12 protein-coding genes and 1 tRNA gene are annotated in these 17,164 nt (G+C 61.1%); 6 read left to right on the forward strand and 7 right to left on the reverse strand.

The annotated features are described in order from the left end of the window. Positions 1-40 precede the first annotated feature (40 nt). Positions 41-1,063, reverse strand: a complete 1,023-nt coding sequence (locus tag ACTQV4_RS06395) for a DMT family transporter (RefSeq protein WP_441569505.1) — start codon at positions 1,061-1,063, stop codon at positions 41-43. A 290-nt stretch (positions 1,064-1,353) separates the two neighbouring features. On the opposite strand from ACTQV4_RS06395, the gene ACTQV4_RS06400 reads away from it, so the two are divergent. Next, a tRNA-Val gene (locus ACTQV4_RS06400) sits at positions 1,354-1,428 on the forward strand. Positions 1,429-1,973: 545 nt separating this feature from the next. Here the strand turns inward: ACTQV4_RS06400 and ACTQV4_RS06405 are convergent. After that, a complete protein-coding gene (locus ACTQV4_RS06405) occupies positions 1,974-3,077 on the reverse strand; it encodes a hypothetical protein (protein WP_441054350.1) in 1,104 nt (367 codons plus the stop codon). Positions 3,078-3,374: 297 nt separating this feature from the next. On the opposite strand from ACTQV4_RS06405, the gene ACTQV4_RS06410 reads away from it, so the two are divergent. Next, positions 3,375-4,061: a DUF5710 domain-containing protein gene (locus tag ACTQV4_RS06410; protein WP_441042262.1), complete on the forward strand. Its 687-nt coding sequence runs from the start codon at positions 3,375-3,377 to the stop codon at positions 4,059-4,061. 445 nt (positions 4,062-4,506) lie between these two features. Here the strand turns inward: ACTQV4_RS06410 and ACTQV4_RS06415 are convergent, their stop codons facing one another. Beyond that, positions 4,507-5,589, reverse strand: coding sequence for an HNH endonuclease (locus tag ACTQV4_RS06415; protein ID WP_427795209.1), 1,083 nt, complete (start codon positions 5,587-5,589; stop codon positions 4,507-4,509). Between the two features lie 215 nt (positions 5,590-5,804). Between ACTQV4_RS06415 and ACTQV4_RS06420 the strand changes: the two genes are divergently transcribed. From ACTQV4_RS06420 to ACTQV4_RS06430, 3 genes are all read left to right on the forward strand, one after another. Further along, entirely contained in the window at positions 5,805-6,296 is a 492-nt protein-coding gene (locus ACTQV4_RS06420; RefSeq protein WP_441569506.1) for a hypothetical protein, read from the forward strand. A gap of 258 nt (positions 6,297-6,554) precedes the next feature. After that, a complete protein-coding gene (locus ACTQV4_RS06425; protein ID WP_441569507.1) occupies positions 6,555-9,599 on the forward strand; it encodes an insulinase family protein in 3,045 nt (1,014 codons plus the stop codon). A gap of 389 nt (positions 9,600-9,988) precedes the next feature. Continuing rightward, positions 9,989-10,585, forward strand: a complete 597-nt coding sequence (locus ACTQV4_RS06430) for a 5-formyltetrahydrofolate cyclo-ligase (RefSeq protein WP_427728457.1) — start codon at positions 9,989-9,991, stop codon at positions 10,583-10,585. 97 nt (positions 10,586-10,682) lie between these two features. Here the strand turns inward: ACTQV4_RS06430 and metA are convergent, their stop codons facing one another. Continuing rightward, a complete protein-coding gene (metA, locus tag ACTQV4_RS06435) occupies positions 10,683-11,609 on the reverse strand; it encodes a homoserine O-acetyltransferase MetA (protein ID WP_427719472.1) in 927 nt (308 codons plus the stop codon). 211 nt (positions 11,610-11,820) lie between these two features. Here metA and ACTQV4_RS06440 point away from each other — a divergent pair, with 211 nt between their 5' ends. Next, on the forward strand, positions 11,821-12,798 hold the full coding sequence (locus ACTQV4_RS06440) for an L-lactate dehydrogenase (protein WP_152067319.1): 978 nt from the start codon (positions 11,821-11,823) through the stop codon (positions 12,796-12,798). A gap of 381 nt (positions 12,799-13,179) precedes the next feature. On the opposite strand, the gene ACTQV4_RS06445 is transcribed toward ACTQV4_RS06440, so the two are convergent. From ACTQV4_RS06445 to ACTQV4_RS06455, 3 genes are all read right to left on the reverse strand, one after another. Further along, positions 13,180-14,148: an SIS domain-containing protein gene (locus ACTQV4_RS06445; protein ID WP_441569508.1), complete on the reverse strand. Its 969-nt coding sequence runs from the start codon at positions 14,146-14,148 to the stop codon at positions 13,180-13,182. A gap of 143 nt (positions 14,149-14,291) precedes the next feature. Then, complete coding sequence (locus ACTQV4_RS06450; RefSeq protein WP_441569509.1) at positions 14,292-15,047, reverse strand: GntR family transcriptional regulator; 756 nt, start codon at positions 15,045-15,047, stop codon at positions 14,292-14,294. Positions 15,048-15,049: 2 nt separating this feature from the next. Continuing rightward, a complete protein-coding gene (locus ACTQV4_RS06455) occupies positions 15,050-17,032 on the reverse strand; it encodes a RecQ family ATP-dependent DNA helicase (protein WP_441569510.1) in 1,983 nt (660 codons plus the stop codon). Between the last annotated feature and the right edge of the window lie 132 nt (positions 17,033-17,164).

Genomic DNA, 17,164 nt, shown 5'->3' on the forward strand with positions numbered 1-17,164 from the left:
GCGCCGCCAGCCCATTATCCTTTAATAGCAACCGCGGGGGCTACACCGTTAAAAACATCATTACGATAATCATGGCAAAGCCGATAAGGTCGGTCGGCAAAAATACCGTGCCCAGCATAACGGCGCTGGTAATGGTTGCCGAGACCGGCTCCACGGTCCCGATGAGGCTCGCGCGCACCGAGCCGATGTCCTTGACACCCTGCATATAGAGCATGTACGCCAAAAACGAGCCCACGACCACAAACACCGCGAGCGCCTCGACGCCGGCGGCATCGAGCGCCGGCATATGGGCCCAAGGCTGCACGATAGTGCAGGTGACGATACCAGCCGTGAGCATGGCTGAGCCCGTAACGATGGGGCTGCCGTATTCTGGCAGAATTTTGGCGGGAATCACCGCCATGCAGGCGGCGCTCACCGCGCACATAAGACCCGCCACCAGACCGAGCGGCGAGATGCTCAGGCTCGTGGGGTCGCCGCCGGTGGCGATCAAAAACGTGCCGCCAAGGGCCAGGCCAATACCGATAACCTCGCGCATGCGCGGTTTGCGGCGATCGGTGATGCAGGTATATCCCATGATGATGACCAGCTGCAGGCACTGAAGGACCGTCGCGGTTCCGGCGTTGGTCAGGCGCACGGCCGAAAGATAGCAAAACTGGTTGAACAGCAGGCCAAAGGCGGTAAAGAGCAACAGCTGCTTGCGGTCGGTCGGCGTCGTCCAAAGCTTAACCAGGCGTGCGCGGTCGCGCGTGACAACCACAGCCATAAAGAGCAGGCCGGCGAGAATCTGTCGTATGCTCATAAGCCACAGCGTATCGACATGGTAGGTATCGAACAAAAAACTCGCGCTGGTGCCCGAGAAGCCCCAAAACGAGCCGCCCACGAGCGTAGCCAACATGCCCACGATCATCTTGCGCGTCTGGGCATCGTTGAGGCGGTCGCGCCATGCACGGCGGGTGCTGCGGCTGAGCTCATCGGTGCCCTCGGGCACATCAATGTTCGATATATCGGTCATCGGCACCGAAGCCCCTGCGCCTTCGACCTGCTCGACACGCTCTCTGCTCATCCCGCTCCCCCGAAACAGTCTGGAAACAATTCGGCTTACCTTACCACGGCGAAGGCACCAGCTGGGGGCTTGTCCGCTTATCGGTAGGACAATTCCGCAGACGTCTCTTCCATGGTTCGGCATCGCAACGGCTTTGCATTATGCGACAGCCAAATCACGGCAGCGAGCTCTTTTAAAATGGGCGCGACAAAGCCCTTTGATTCCACAACGTTAGCGATTTTAAAAAATATTCTTGCCACCGAGTTCAAGCTCCGTTATATTATCCCTTGCGCACTTGCGCACCCTTGATCGGGCGTTTAGCTCAGGGGGAGAGCGCTTCCCTGACACGGAAGAGGTCAGAAGTTCAAATCTTCTAACGCCCACCAAATGTTCGCAGCCCAGAGGCTATGCCTCTGGGCTGTTTTGTTTTATGTGCTAAGCCAAAAGGGCGCCGTGGCACCCAAAACCGCTTCGGCAGCTCCAATAACCATCCCAATCGAGGCTGATACCGCCTCTACATAACCGACAATCATCCCGGCAGACCCCAAGTTGCTTCGGTATCGCCGGCAATTACCCCTGCCACACCCAAAGTCGCCCAGACAACCCCGGCGATCGCCCCAATCAGCCCCAAAATCACCCAAACAGCCTTGGCGACTGCCCCGATCTGGCCTTCGCAAGCCTCGCGGCCACATCCGAACAGCCTTCCCATAATCAGGTCTAATATTTTTCCCAAGAAGTGAACGACCTTATTTGGACCCCTGAAGCATCCACACTTTTTACAGCCAAAACCGCAGGATTCCAATGATAAAACCGCAGGAAATAAGCCACCAAAAGTGTCGATGTTTCGGGGGTCCGTTTTGACTCGTTCACTTCTCGGGAAAAGTATTAGACCTGACAATGAGGCCCTTGGTCCCATGCCCAGCAACCGCCCCTACCAATGTTGACGCGCCTCGATTACGGCCTGCCAAAGCTTAAACCGCTTCGCTTCGACGCGCTTGAGGGCAAAGTATCGCTGCTCCTCGCTCATGGGCTTGTTAAAAATGGGTCGCTTGTTCCGGTGCAGCTTCCGTCGGATGCGTTCGCACAGCCGGATGAGCTTGTCGTAGTCATTTGCCTGCTCAGTCGTCACGGTGAAGTGTGCCACGCCGCTCAACAGCTCCAACTCGTTGCGGCGCTCGGCATCCTTGTAAATCTTCTCGCGTCCGTCATGAATGGCATCGCTATCGTAATCGACCATCGCGGTCAGCACCTCTGGCAGCAGCCCGGCCTTTACTTTATCCATGCCCACCTCGACTTTAGCCGTAAGCGTTATGTCGGGTGTGCGCTCCAACACGCGAAGCTTGTGATCACGTCCGTCATTGTATCCATCGCGAATGAAGACCTTCTTGTTAAGTTCGGCCTTGCCCAATGCATACCCGTCGTAGCGCGCAGGCAGCGACATAAACATGCAGAGCCCCGACTCCCTCGGAGAGCGCGACCCCTCGATCACATATGCAAGCAGCGCCTTTGCCTTCGCGATACCCCTCACCTTGGGTGACTTCTCGATATACGCCGCGATGAGCTCCTTAGTCGTGAGCCTGCTATCGCGCATGCCCGCATCCCTGCCTGTTACCCCACCGGGGGCAAGGTTATCCAGCCGGTAATCCGATGTCATCGCATAGCCGGCATAGACGGCCGCCGCCACATCGCCATCGTGCACAGCCTGCAAAAACGCCAGCTCGGGAGAGCACACGTACGCATCAAGGTCGCCCATCCAGTGGCCCAGCGAGATAAACGAACCCGCCGGGAGCTCGTTGGTGCACAGATGCGTCTTAACATGCTTGCTCTGCCGACGGCCGGCGCGCGACGGCACCAGCAAATCCAGCGTTTCGATCCCCAGGTCATAGCGATCGATAACCTCCTGCGCTTCTTGGTCCAAGAGCGCACAGGCACCTGCAATCGACACGACCTCTGGCTCCGAATCCCCAAAGCGAGGGTTCGGCATGTGCGCCAACAGCGCCAATGCGGCGTTATGTGAAACGATAAAGTACCTCATGGCGCGAAGATAGCACGCACGCCGGCGGCGGCTGGCGGTTCTGTTAAGTTTCCGACAAACGACCGGCGGTTTTTTCGCCGAGGTGCGCCAAAGTGTTCATTCGACGATGCCCAAACCGCAATCCGTCAAGCTTTTGGCAAGGTTGCCGCCCAACTGGCCAAAAGCCGACCATCTACTTGCCAGTTTATCCAAGGCGTAACCAACCAGTCCGCACCGCAGCTTCTCGGCAAAACGCCACAACGTCCACACCCTGCGGTATCCTTGAGCCACTTACACCTGTAGCACCAAGGAGCCACCATGCGCACCGAGCTCGATGTTCCCTTTTCGCGCAAAGAAGAAGCCAAGGCGCTGGGCGCCAAATGGGACCGGACCAAGAAGATCTGGTATGTACCCAGCGGCGTCAACCCCGAGCCCTTTGCCGAATGGCTGCCCGGTGTTGACCGATCCGACCCCTCTGCGCCGTATATATATCTAGTACTGGGCAAGCGCGAGTGCTGGAAGTGTCACAAAGAGACCTCGGTCGCGGCCTTCGGCATTCCCTATCGAGCCGATGACAGCGAGGGCATCGCCATCGCGCACGCACCCAACAAGGCCGGGCACATTGCCATCGACACGACCAATGCCAACGCGCTCGCCATTGTTCCCGCTCTTGGCTGCGTCCCGGGCGAGATCCGCGACTATCTTTCTAAGCGCTGTGGCTACAAGCCCGTAGGCGCGCGAGCCTCCAAAGCCCCATCGCTCGGCAACACGTGCACCAGTTGCGACGCGCTGCAAGGCAGCCGCTATCTGTTCGAGGAGCCCTCGTCCCCGTTTGCCCTCACTGCCATCAACAAGCTGCCGGCACTGGAGTTTGTGCGCGTCGAAGTTGCCGGCGTCTTTGGCGTCCCGGCCACGCGTACCAATTTTGACCAGGCACTCTTTACCTGGGCACGCGACCATCACACCAAGTTCCACAAGCAGCTCGGTGAGGGGGTTTATTTGTAGAGACGGAGAGGCCTTCACAGCCAGCTCCTCCGCATCGCCTATCCCTCGTCGCAAACGTCATACACGATATCGAGGCCGCAAACAGGGCATTTCTCCGGATACACCGGCATATGAACGCCCGTCCGTTTTCTCACTTCGTCGCTGAGTCTGTCGCGCGCATCGATGAACCGAATATCGAGACACGATATTTGCGAGCCGCAACAAGGACAGGCGACAGCAAACGACCCGCAATCAACCTCTACGCCCGGAAACATATTGTTGTCGATAAGGGCACACGGCAGTTTTCCGTACTTCCCCATCGCAATATCGCCTCGCCAGCTCACACGCGCTCCTCTCTCGCTATCCAAATCAGGAAGAGCATGCACCGGCGGGCGTGCACGAGATTGCATCGCCACGCGATCCGATCAAACAACACGATCGTAAAAGACCGCCGAAGCCAAATACGCTAATACGGCAGAAGCCCCGCCTTTTCACGCTTCTTTTCCGAGCGATCAAACTCAATGCGATGGGCCTCGAGAAACACCGCATTGGGTCGCCACTGACGCTCATTCGGCTGCCTTAGCGTCGCACCTGCAAAGGAAGCGTAGTCGGTCTTATCCAGCAGGTACGATCCGCACAGCCGATATTCGCCGCAAACAGGCTCAAACGAAATCAGATGAGCATCGAATAGAGCATGAAAGTCGCGCCGAAGTAGAATGCCGTTGCTGGCAACCTGCGATTTGGGTCCCGAGTAATTCTCGATATGTGCAGCCTCCAGTGCCTCGTTAACCCCACAACCCGACACCGCGCAGCGACCATCATAGGCGGCAATGAGCTGCTTGCGGAACCATTGCTGCCCCAATCGCTCGCGTCTCAACGCATAGCGAACTTTTTCGTCATCGGTCGCACTCTGTCCGGCAAACTCAATGTCGGCTGGCATGTGCTTCAGATAGCTCATGTCGGACGCAAAACGAGGGTCCGGTCCGCCTTTATGAACGGGACCATGCAGAACAAACCAGCCGTTTTCGGGCTCAAACCGTTCAACAAACGCAAGGCCGAGCACCTTATAGCCCACCTCGGTTGCAAATATGACTCCAACCGGAACGCCATATTCCATGCAGTTGAGCATTTTACGGTTGTAATTCTGGTCTCGAGAACCAACGACGCCTGGCGCTTGAACCGAATACTTAATGACCCACGTACCGTCATCCAAATAGAGCGGAGGAACATCGGTGTAGAAGCTCTTTTTAGAGTTATGGACCGAAAGCGCAAAGATCTTATTGGGATCTTGCTTCACCCGATCCTGGCCCGGCCAGAAGATCCCTGAATCCCGCGTTACGGGAAAGAAGTCCGCGCCAATTCTCAAACGATACTGATACTGAGGGCTATCTTCCTTGGTGCGGTGCGGAAGGCTGGTCCAAACGCCGCCGCGCTGCTCCTCACCCAGAAACCACTCCCATGCCTCAACGTATTCGGAAGGCACGAGACTGCAGGCACGGTCATAGCTTGGTCCATCCATCAACGGAACAGCAAGGTCAATGTCGTTCATCGCCAGCACCTACAACCATACGAACGCGAGTCATGCCCCTCAATAATATGGCCGAGAGTCAATTATTACGAGATCTCATTCCGCGATCGGCACATCGTTGATGCTCTCGGTTTGCCGCTGGCGCGCTCATACCCCGCCATCCCACTCCCCTGTATACTGATGTAGCACGTGTTTCATCCGGGCTTATTGGGCCGGATTGTTCATGGGAGGGTCTTATGGCTGCTTCGAATCCGCCTAAGGGAAGCGTTTCTTCTTCGTCCATCAAGCCGGTGACGCGCAAGGCCGTGCGTTGCCAGCGCGAGGTCGCTTGGCTTGTCACGCAGGCAGCGGGCAGGCTTGTGGCGACCACTCAGGACGTCAATGCGCCTACGCCGAGCTTTGTGTTAGCGGCGGCGCTGGATTTTGTGCGCCAATTGGAGCTTGCCGCACAGGATGCCAGCGGCCACCTCAACTACCAGAATGTTATGGCGCCCGACCTGCAAACATTCTGCCACATGGCCAAGTTGCCCGCCGCGCCCAATGCGCTTTCGGACGCGGGCTACATGTTTACGCTTTCGGGCGCGGACCTTATCCGCGACATCTACGCATACTGCAGCGAGCTCGCCGAGCGCCACGTCTTTGACGCGGCAGAAATCAAACCGGGATATGCCATCAAGCTGGTTCTTAGGCTGTTCTTGATGGACGGACACGCGGACGCTCAGGCATAGGACGTCTTTCGGCACCATTCATCAAGCCGGCGCTGGCCGCCTTATCTTGGTTGCCGCTACGTGAGTGAGGATTTTTGAACGGTCCGAAAATCCGCGCTCGTGTGTCCGAATATCCACGCTCGCGCGGCGGTCACGCAGGGCCTTTGCCCAATCCGCCGGCATCGTCTCCAGTTCGCCGCAGAGCCGCGGCCCCATATGGGTATACTCACGAGGATTCGACTCGATTCGCCCCCGCTGGGACGTCAAAGGAGACTGCATATGTCCACCACCTCAACCGACCCGCGCGCCGCTGCCGCCGCGCTGCTGGTGCCCGGCACCACCTGTCACGGCTTTGCCGTCGAGCGCTGCGAGACCGTGCCCGAGCTCGACTCGGACGCCTACGTGCTGCGCCACACCGCCTCGGGCGCTCGCCTGCTGTACCTGGCGTGCGACGACGAAAACAAGGCTTTTGCTATTGGCTTTAAGACGCCGCCGGCTGATTCCACCGGCGTGTTCCATATCCTCGAGCACTCGGTGCTGTGCGGATCGGCCAAATTTCCCGTCAAGGAGCCGTTCGTCGACCTGATCAAGAGCTCCATGCAGACGTTCCTCAACGCCATGACCTACCCCGACAAGACCATCTACCCCGTCGCCACCACCAACGAGCAGGATCTGTACAACCTGATGGACGTGTACCTGGACGCGGTGTTCAACCCGGCCATCTATACCAAGCCCACCATTTTTGAGCAGGAGGGCTGGCACTACGAGCTGGACCTGCCGAAGGGCGCCGAGGGCGAGGGCAACGGCAGTTCCGCAAGCCTGCGCGAGGGAACTCTACGCTATAACGGCGTGGTTTTCAATGAGATGAAGGGCGCGCTGTCCGACCCCATGAGCGTGCTGGACGATGCCGTCAACGCCGCGCTTTATCCCGACACCGCCTATGCGCACGAGAGCGGCGGCGACCCGCGCGCGATCCCTGCGCTCACCTACGAGCAGTTCCTGGACACGCACGCGCGCCACTACAATCCTTCCAACTCCTACATCACGCTCTACGGCGACCTGGACGTGGACCGTGCACTGGCCTTTTTGGACGAGCGCTATCTGTCGCAGCCGAGTGCCGCGAGCCGCCGCATGGACGCAGCCGTCGCCGCCGGCGAGGACCCGTCCACGCTGGCGCCCAATCCGCTGGTCGTGCAGGCGCCCGTGACCTGCGAGTACAAGCGCGTCGAGATGGCCACCACACCCGAGAACGCCCTGGTGGGCCTGGGTCTTGTGCTGGGCAGCGCGCTCGACCGCAAGCGCACGATCGCCGCGGACATCCTGTTCGAGGCGCTGCTGGGCTCCAACGAAGCACCGGTTAAGAAGGCCATTCTTGCCGCCGGCCTGGGCGGCAACGTGGTGAGCTACACCGCGGCCGAGAGCCTGCAGCCCTACGAGCTCATCATGCTGCAAAACGCTCAGCCCGGCGTGGCGCGCGAGCTGCGCCGCGTGTTCCAGGACGCCTGCCGCGACCTGTGCGAGCACGGCGTTCCGCGCGAGCGCCTGGAGGCCATCATCAGCAGCAACGAATACGACCTGCGCCAGCGCGACTACGGTATCGCCGACGGCGTGGCCATTGCGTGCGACGCGCTGAGCACCTGGCTCTACGATGACGACGCCGCGACGCTGGCGCTCAAGTACGGCCCGGTGTACGAGGAGCTGCGCGGCGAGCTGGACGGCAGCTATTTTGAGGACCTGCTGCGCGAGCTCGTGCTGGAAAACGACCACATGGCGCTGGTCGAGCTGGTGCCGGTGGATGCCGCCGAGGGTGCGGAGAGTGCCGAGGCCGCCGAGCTGGCAGCCAAGCGCGATGCCATGACCGATGCCGAGCTGGCCGATGTGGTCGAGCGCACGGCTGCGCTGCGCGCCGCGCAGGAGGCGGATGACGCGCCCGAGGCCAAGGCCACGCTGCCACGCCTGCGCGTGTCCGACATTGGCGAGGCGCGCCCCGAGCCGCCGTTGGTCGTGGACACGACCACGCCCATCCCCTGCCTGCGCCACGGCATCCCCACCAACCGCCTGGCCTACGCCATGCAGTATTTCGACCTGAGCTGCGTCGCGTTTGAGGACCTGCCCTATGTGACGCTACTCTGCCGCCTGCTCAAACAGCTACCCACGAGCGAACACTCGGCCGAGGAGCTCGACAACCTTATCGCCGGCAAGCTGGGCTTTTTGAGCTTTACGACCGAGGTCATGACCCAGCCCGACGTGGACGGCGTGCGCCCCTACCTGCTGGTGAGCGCCGGCGCCCTGTCCGAGAAGATCGATGCGCTGGCGAGCCTGCCGCGCGAGGTGTGGTCGAGCACGCTGTTGCTCGATGCCGACGCCGACCGCGTGCGCGACGTGCTCACGCAGATTCGCATTGGGCTTGAGCAGGGCTTCATTAACAACGGCCACTCGGCGGCGCTTGGTCGCGCGATGAGCTACAGCTCGCCTTCGGCCGTGGTGCGCGAGCAGCTTTCGGGCGTGGACTTCTACTTGTTCCTGCGCGATCTGCTCGACCACTTTGACGAGCGCCTGGACGATCTGCGCGCCAAGCTTGCCGAGCTGGCAGGCCGCATCTTTGTGGCCGACGGCTGTCTGGCGAGCTTTACCGGCAGCGATGAGGACTTTGACGCGTACTGGGCCGCCGCGGGCGACCTGGGGTTGGGTGCGGGCGACGGTGCTGTTGCCGGCCGCGACACGCTCGTGGTGCCGACGCCGTGCAACCGCCACGAGGCTTTTGTCATCCCCAGCGACATCTGCTTTGCGGCAAGCGCATGCGACCCGCGTCGCCTGGGCATTGACGTGACGGGCGCCTGGGCGGTTGCCGCCAACGCGCTCTCCTACGACTACCTGTGGAACGAGATCCGCGTGAAAGGCGGGGCGTACGGCTGCGGATTCCGCGCGGCAGGTGAGCGTCAGGCGGCGTTCTACACCTACCGCGACCCGGCAATCGACCCCTCGATTGAGCGCGTGGCGCGCGCAGGCGAATGGCTCGGCGGTTTTGAGCCCGACGAGGCAGCCTTTGAGGGCTTTATCGTGAGCTGCGTGAGCGGCATGGATGCGCCGGTGAAGCCGTACGCGCTCACCAAACGCCGCAACACGACCTACCTGGCCGGACTCGATCCACATGCACGCGAGGAGCGCCGCGCCCAGATGCTCGCCGCCACGCCCGGTGAGTTGCGCTCACTCGCCGCCGACGTGACGCGCATCGCAGCCGTCTCGCCCACCTGCGTCTTTGGCGGCCGAGACGTCATCGCCAAGAGCAACGCCGGCTTCAACGTCATCGACCTGCTGGGCTAACGCACAGCAAAGGTAGATTTTTGGGACATGCCTGAAAATCTACCTTTTCTTTTGCCGCTGCTTGGGCGGGGCAGCTCAGCCCGTCACACCAGTTTGTCTAAATCTGTAACATCTAGGCGGCAATATTGGCTCCAGATGTTACAAATCGAGACGTTTTCGGATGACGCCGGCCCTTTGTCTCAATCTGTAACATCTAGGCCCGATTTTGCCGAGTTACTGTTACAGATCGAGACACACCGCCGCGAACACCCACTCTTCGTCAAAACCCACGAAGGTGTCCATGAACTGCTCCCCTTGCGATGGTTTGCGTGGTGGTTTCGACATTTGACCAGATAAAACCTACCAAAATAAACCTGTCCCTTTTTGGTAGGTTTGAGAGAGGGGCCGGGATGGATAAGGCCGAGTTGCGGCGGGCGATAATTGCCCGGCGCGACGCTCTAGATTTGGATATGCGGGCGGCAAAGTCTGCTGCTGTATGCGCGCGGCTCGTTGAGTTGCTGGGCGGCTCGGGTCCCGCGGCCCCGCGCACCGTTGCCGTCTATGCCGCCATGGGCTCCGAGGCAGATCCTGCCGCGTTTGCCGCAGCGGCCGCAAAACACGGCTGGCGCGTGGCCTATCCGTGCATGTTCTCGGCAGCTGACACCGTGGCTTGTGGCCAGCGCATGTGCATGCGGGCAGTTGCTGCCGGCGATGCGTCCGAGGCCCCGTTTATCGCCCACCCTACGCGGGCCTTCGCAGCCACGGACGTCGACAGCAGCCGCTTTCCTATCGTGCCTGCCGAGGCGCTCGATATGATCGTCGTGCCGCTCGTAGCCTTCGACCACACCGGCGCGCGCCTGGGCTATGGCGGCGGCTGCTACGACCGCTACCTGCCCACGCTCTCGCCCGCATGCCAAATCATCGGCATCGCCTTTGACGAGCAGCGTGTCGACCACGTTCCCACCGACACCCACGACCTGCCGCTACCCCACATCATCAGCGCCTAACCGCCGTTGTATCGCACCCGCTAGATGGGCATCCGAAAATCCACGCTCGTCACGCCGCAGCCGCAGCCGCAGCCACAACCGCAACCGCAGCCGTAGCCTAGTGCTCCTCGCCGGCGCGAGCCAGGTCGTAGGGCGTGGTCTGGTAGACGTAGTAGTTGAGCCAGTTGGTGTAGAGCAGCTGGGCCTGGCTGCGCCAGACGTTGCGCGGCTCGGCGGTGGGGTCGTCACCTGGGAAGTAATGCGCCGGCACCTGGGGGTTGAGCCCGCGCTTCACGTCGCGCTCGTACTCCAGGCGCAGCGTGTCGGTATCGTACTCGGGATGGCCAAAGACAAAGAAGCGGCGACTGTCGGTCGACTTGACGATGTACAGGCCCACCTCGTCTGATACGGCCACGACCTCAAGCTGCGGCTCGGCCTCCACGTCCTCGCGGCGCACATCGGTATTGCGTGAGTGCACGGCATAGAAGCGGTCGTCAAAGCCGCGGACCAGCGGGCTTTGCGGCTTCACCAGATAATGCTCAAACACGCCGCTCGCCTTGGCCGGCAGGTCGCACTTCTGGATACCGTAATGATGGTAGAGCCCTGCCTGTGCACCCCAGCAAATATGCAGCGTAGAGTGCACGTGCGTGGTGGACCAATCCATGATCTGGCAGAGCTCGGGCCAGTAGTCGACCTCCTCGAACGGCATCTGCTCCACCGGCGCGCCCGTGATGATCAGGCCGTCGTAGTGGATATCGCGGATGTCGTCGAACGTACGGTAGAACGTCTCCAGGTGGCCGGCACTCACGTGCGTGGCCTCGTGCGTCTTGGTGCGTAGCAGGTCCACCTCTACCTGCAGCGGCGTGTTGGAGAGCTTGCGCATGATCTGCGTCTCGGTGGCGATCTTGGTTGGCATGAGGTTGAGGATGAGCACGCGCAGCGGACGGATGTCCTGGTGCAGCGCGCGGTACTCGGTCATGACAAAGATGTTCTCGCTCTCGAGCTGCGCGGCGGCAGGGAGGGCGTCGGGGATGCGAATGGGCATGGATGCTCCTTACGAGTCAGTTGCAGCTATGGTACAACGAGCGGCCCCATCCGCGCGAGTGCATCGCCCCGAGACACCGTCAGCGGCCCAAATCACTCCAAAAGAAGAGATTAAGGCATGTCCCAAAAATCTACGGCGCTTTAGCCTAGCAAAGTGGCAGCAGGACGCTACAATGGTTCGATGCGAAAAACTCGGCCGAAAGGATATGAATATGTACCAGACGCGTAAGATCGGTGTGGTCGGCCAGGGCCACGTAGGAGCACATGTCGCCAACAGTCTGCTCATGCAGGGCATTGCCGATGAGCTGTACCTCTGCGATATCAACGAGGCAAAGGTGACGTCCGAGGTCCAAGACCTGCGCGACTCCCTTTCGTTTGTCCCGTACAACACCAAGATCGTCAACTGCTACGACCACTACGAGGAGCTGGCCTGCTGCGACGTCATCGTCAACGCCGCCGGCAAGGTCGCACTGGCCGCCGGCAACCGCGACGGCGAGCTGTTCTTTACCACCGACGCCGCCCGCACCTTTGCCAAGCGCATCGTCGACGCCGGCTTCGACGGCATCTTCGTGAGCATCTCCAACCCCTGCGACGTCGTGTGCACTGAGCTGTGGCATCTGACCGGCTACGATCCCAAGAAGATCATCGGCTCGGGCTGTGGCCTGGACTCTGCCCGCCTGCGCACCGAGATCTCCAAGAAGGTCGGGGTGAGCCCCAAGTCCATCGACGCCTACATGATCGGCGAGCATGGCTTTAGCCAGCTGGCCGCCTTTAAGGCCGCAACCATCGCCGGCAAGAGCCTCAACGAGCTTCAGGCCGAGAACCCCGACAAGTACGCCTTCGACCACATGGAGGTCGAGGAGCTCGCACGCAAGGGCGGTTATGTGACTTACGCCGGCAAGCAGTGCACCGAGTACGCCGTTGCCAACTCCGCCGCGCGCGTCTGCGCCGCCGTGCTGCACAACGAGCACGCCGTGCTTTCGGCCTCTACGCTTATGACCGGCCAGTATGGCGAGGAGGGCATCTTTACCTCCCTGCCGTGCGTGATCGGCGCCGAGGGCGTCGAGGAGGTCTACACGCTCGACCTTTCCGAGCACGAGCTCGAGGGCTTCCACAAGAGCTGTCAGCATATCCGCGACAACATCGCCCAGCTCGACTGGTGGGACGCCGAGGCCTACGACGCCAAGTAGTCCGCCGGTTGATGCGACAACTCACTCATACGGACACAATGTAAAGCGGGCCGCGCCGGAAACCCACCGGCGCGGCCCGCTTTTTGACTCACGCGACACGCTTGCAGATTTAGGTCTAATACTTTTCCCGAAAAGTGAACGAGCAAAAACGAGCCCCCGAAGCATCGGCACTTTGTGGAGACCATTTCCTGCAGTTTCATTAAGATTTTCCTGCTGTTTTGGCGTCAAAAAATGTCGATGCTTCGGGGATCCAAAATAGGTCGTTCACTTCTCGGGAAAAGTATTTGACTTCGTTTTCGACAAACAGAAAGAGGCACCGTAACGCAAACGGGGCCCGCGCTTGGCGAAGGCCCCGTCATGAAAAATCGCGTTCCCCGTTACCTAGTACCGCTCGACGCCCATGTAGCGGCGAACCTCGGGACTGTGGTCAAATACCTTGCCGCGGGCGGCGCGCAGCTCACAGCTCATCGCATAGAAGAAGATCGGCTCCAGGTACGAACGCACGCTGGCGGGCACCTCGCCCACGCCGTACTCAAGCGCATCGAGCACCATGACTGTATCGGTGTGCGTGTTGAGAAATGCCAGTGCGCGCTCCTCCATGGGGCGGCACTCGCCAGCGCCAAGCTGCACAAAGTAGAACACGCCGGGCTCGGTAGCCTCGAAGGGACCGTGGAAATACTCGCCGGAGTGGATGTAGCAGCAGTGCTGCCACTGCATCTCCATGAGCGAGCAGATGGCCATGGCGTAGGTCTGGCTAAAGTTGGGGCCGGAGCCCAGGATATAGAAGAACTTGTGCTGCTGGCAGAGCTCGGCAAAGCGATCGCCCAGCTCGGCGTTGACCTTCTCGCGGGCAGCGGGCAGCAGTGTGTCCATCTGCTTAAGGCCGGCGTACATGTCGGCGAGCGCCTCGTAGCCCTCCTGCTGGTCGAGCAGCTCGGCGGCGATCAGAGCGCCGATGCCCTGCGGAACTTCGGCCTGCGACTCGCCCTTGCCCCACGGGTAAACCCAGGTGGTCCACTTGCCGTTATCGATCTTGGAGCCCGCGTAGTCAGTCATAGTCACGACCTCGGCACCGGCGGCCAGCGCCATCTCGCAGCCGTCGACGACCTCTTGCGTGTTACCGCTGTGGCTACAGGCGATGACGAGTGACTTCGGCCCTAGACTCTTGGGGGCCATAAGGCAAAACTCGCGCGCCGTGTAGACCGTCGAGGTAAACGTGGTTGCCTCGCGCTTGAGCAGCTCATTGGCCGGCATAAGGTCAATTATCGAACCGCCGCAGGCGATCCAAAAGACATTCTCGATCTTACCCTTGCGCTCGATAATTCCCTGAACCAGATCGTGTGCGTTCACGGTGACATTCCTCCCTGTGTGGCGGCTTTGAGCGACGAAAGCTCGTACCTGCGGTCGTTCTATGTTGTCCTATTTATAGCACGCAAGCTGTCGCAGGTGAATTCATTTCACCAAACTTGTTCTGTATTGTTCTATCTATGGCGTTAGATGTCGAACACGTAGCGCGACCCCACGATCTTTTGGCGCCCGAGCAGCAAGGGCCGCTCGTCCGCATCGGTAAAGTACGCCTCCATATAAAAGAGCGGCTCGCCGACCGGCACCTCCAACAGCGGGGCCGTCTGAGCATCGGCGAGCGCGATCTCCACGGTACAGGGATCGGACTTGAGCGGTGCGCGGCCCGAATGCACGGCAACGAGCGCAAAAATCGAATTGTCGGTGAGGTCCTCGTCGGCAAGCTGCTGCAGATAGGGATGGTCGGCCAGCACAAAGGCGTTGTTCTCGAGCATGACGGGCACGCCATCGGCCGTGCGCACGCGCTCGACCACGATGAGCTCGCAGCCGGGTTCCACGCCAAAAAACGCCGCGTCCTCGCGCGTCGCCGCAACCACCGTGCGCGACACCAGGCGCGCTCCGGCCGCCATGTCGTTGGCAGCGCAGGCCTCGGTAAAACTCTGGACGTCGCCTTTCTGGACAATCTTGCGCTTGAGCTTGGGCGCACACACAAACGTGCCCCTCCCCTGCTGACGGTTGAGATATCCCGCGCGCGACAACTCCTCAATGGCGCGACGCACGGTAATGCGCCCCACGCCGTAGGACTTCGCGAGCTCCATCTCGGAAGGAATGCGCGAGCCGGCAGCGTACACGCCGCGCGCGATCTCGCCCTTTAGGTCGTCCATAACCTGCTGGTACAGCGGCACGGCGAACACGTCAGTACGGTCGGTCTTGCTATCGGCTGCCATCGTTACGCTCCATCCCGTGCATGCTCGGATTCAAACTCTTCAATCGCCGCCATAAACTGCTCGCCAAAGGCGTCGGCTTTTTTCTCACCAATGCCGTTGACCCGGATAAGCTCGTCGCGCGTCTGAGGGCGCAGGCGGCACAGACCGCGCAGGGCCTTATCGGAGAAGACCATGTACGGCGCCATCTCCAGCTCGGTCGAAATCTCCTTGCGGAGTGCCCGCAAGCGCTCGAACAGATCGGCATCGTCGCCCACGCGCGGGCGCTGATCCAGCTCGGCCTCCTCGCGTAGCAGATCCACCGCACGGCGGGCGCGGGCCGAGGCCTTGCGCTTGGATGCACGACGCTTAACGGTAAAGGCAAACGCCTCGTCCTCGACCTCGCCGGCACGCGGGCCCAGCCCCACGACCGGGTACTGTCCCTGTGAGGTTGCCAAATAACCGCGGCCGCACAGCTGCCCGATGATGTCCTTGATGCGCCCGACCGATTCGCTCGACAGCTCACCGTAGCCGCGGTCCTCGTCCAGATGCATCTGGCGAATGCGCTCGGTGTTGCCGCCGTGGAGCACGTCGGCGATCAGCGACTTGCCAAAACGCATGGGACGCGTAGCCACATAGCGCACGGCGGCGCGGGCCATATCGGTGACGTCCTCGACCTCGAACTGCGTGAGGCAGTTGCTGCAGTTGCCGCAGCCCTCGGCGTCGTCCGTGGCGGCACCGCTAGCACCGGCTGCGGCGGTATGCTCGGCCGCAGCCTCGTCGCCAAAGTAGCGCAGCATGTATTCGCGCAGGCAGCCGGTGGTATTGCAGTAGCCCTCCATCTGGCTGAGCAGGCGGTATCGATTCTGGAGCGCCCACGCGCGTTGCTCGTCATCGAGCGCCTCGTCGGCATCATCGCCGCGGTCGATCAAAAAGCGACGCATGCGAAAATCATTGCCGTTCCACAGCAAATGGCAGCTGGCTGGGTCTCCATCGCGGCCGGCGCGGCCCGCCTCCTGGTAGTACGCCTCGATGCTCTCGGGCACGTTGTTGTGAATCACGTAACGCACGTTGGGCTTGTCGATACCCATGCCAAAGGCGTTGGTGGCAACCATTACCTGGATATCGTCGTCGATAAAGGCGCGCTGGCTTTGCCGGCGGGCGTCGTTGCCCATGCCGGCATGGTAGCGGCCAACGCGAATGCCGCTGGAGCCCAGCGCCTCGGCAAGCTCGCTTGCCAGCGCATCGACGGTCTTGCGAGTCGAGCAATACACGATGCCGCTTTCGCTCGAATGTGCGATCACATAGTCGCGCACCCACGCGGCCTTGGCCTTGTCGCCCATCTCCTCGCAGCCAAAGTAGAGGTTCTTGCGATCGAAGCCCGTCACCACCGTCGCGGGGTTTTGCAGGCCGAGCATCTGCTGAATGTCCGCGCGCACGCGCTCGGTCGCCGTAGCGGTAAAGGCCGCCACGATGGGGCGCTGCGGCAGGGAATCGATGAACTCGCGAATCTGCAGGTAGGCGGGACGGAAATCCTGGCCCCACTGGCTTACGCAGTGAGCCTCGTCGATGGCCACGAGCGGCACGCCAATGCCGGCGGCGGCCGCGGCCTCCCGCGCAAAAGCTAAAAAGCGCGGCTCGAGCAGACGCTCGGGCGCCACGTACATAAGCTGGTAGCGGCCCTCGCGCGCCCGCTTGAGCACGGTGTTTTGCTGGGCCGGAGTAAGACTGGAGTTGAGATAGCTGGGTCGCGCACCCGCCGCGAGCAATGCACGGGTCTGATCCTCCATAAGCGACAGCAGCGGACTCACCACAAAGGTGATACCGGGCAGCATGAGCGCGGGCACCTGGTAGCAAATGGACTTGCCGGCGCCCGTGGGCATAACGCCCAACGCATCGCGGCCGGCAAGGATCGCATCGACCATGCGGTCCTGCCCCGGGCGAAACGAGGTGTAGCCAAAATAGGCGCCGAGCGTATCGAGCGCCATCTGCTGCATGCTATCGGTCATGGTTTCCTAACGTCCAAGTCATCTGCCGCCGATTATACGCCGCCACGCGGACCGATGCCGCACGGCTGCCGGCCACGGGCAATGTAATCCGATGGGAACGAGCGTGGATAATCTCCCACTTTGAGCCCGTCA

Source organism: Collinsella sp. LCP19S3_B11, from assembly GCF_052121915.1.
GTDB lineage: Bacteria > Actinomycetota > Coriobacteriia > Coriobacteriales > Coriobacteriaceae > Collinsella.

Bases quoted from the DNA above. Each gene is read 5' to 3' on its own strand.
- ACTQV4_RS06395 (WP_441569505.1), bottom strand. From the start codon at position 1,063: ATGAGCAGAGAGCGTGTCGAGCAGGTCGAAGGCGCAGGGGCTTCGGTG.
- ACTQV4_RS06405 (WP_441054350.1), bottom strand. From the start codon at position 3,077: ATGAGGTACTTTATCGTTTCACATAACGCCGCATTGGCGCTGTTGGCG.
- ACTQV4_RS06410 (WP_441042262.1), top strand. From the start codon at position 3,375: ATGCGCACCGAGCTCGATGTTCCCTTTTCGCGCAAAGAAGAAGCCAAG.
- ACTQV4_RS06415 (WP_427795209.1), bottom strand. From the start codon at position 5,589: ATGAACGACATTGACCTTGCTGTTCCGTTGATGGATGGACCAAGCTAT.
- ACTQV4_RS06420 (WP_441569506.1), top strand. From the start codon at position 5,805: ATGGCTGCTTCGAATCCGCCTAAGGGAAGCGTTTCTTCTTCGTCCATC.
- ACTQV4_RS06425 (WP_441569507.1), top strand. From the start codon at position 6,555: ATGTCCACCACCTCAACCGACCCGCGCGCCGCTGCCGCCGCGCTGCTG.
- ACTQV4_RS06430 (WP_427728457.1), top strand. From the start codon at position 9,989: ATGGATAAGGCCGAGTTGCGGCGGGCGATAATTGCCCGGCGCGACGCT.
- metA (WP_427719472.1), bottom strand. From the start codon at position 11,609: ATGCCCATTCGCATCCCCGACGCCCTCCCTGCCGCCGCGCAGCTCGAG.
- ACTQV4_RS06440 (WP_152067319.1), top strand. From the start codon at position 11,821: ATGTACCAGACGCGTAAGATCGGTGTGGTCGGCCAGGGCCACGTAGGA.
- ACTQV4_RS06450 (WP_441569509.1), bottom strand. From the start codon at position 15,047: ATGGCAGCCGATAGCAAGACCGACCGTACTGACGTGTTCGCCGTGCCG.
- ACTQV4_RS06455 (WP_441569510.1), bottom strand. From the start codon at position 17,032: ATGACCGATAGCATGCAGCAGATGGCGCTCGATACGCTCGGCGCCTAT.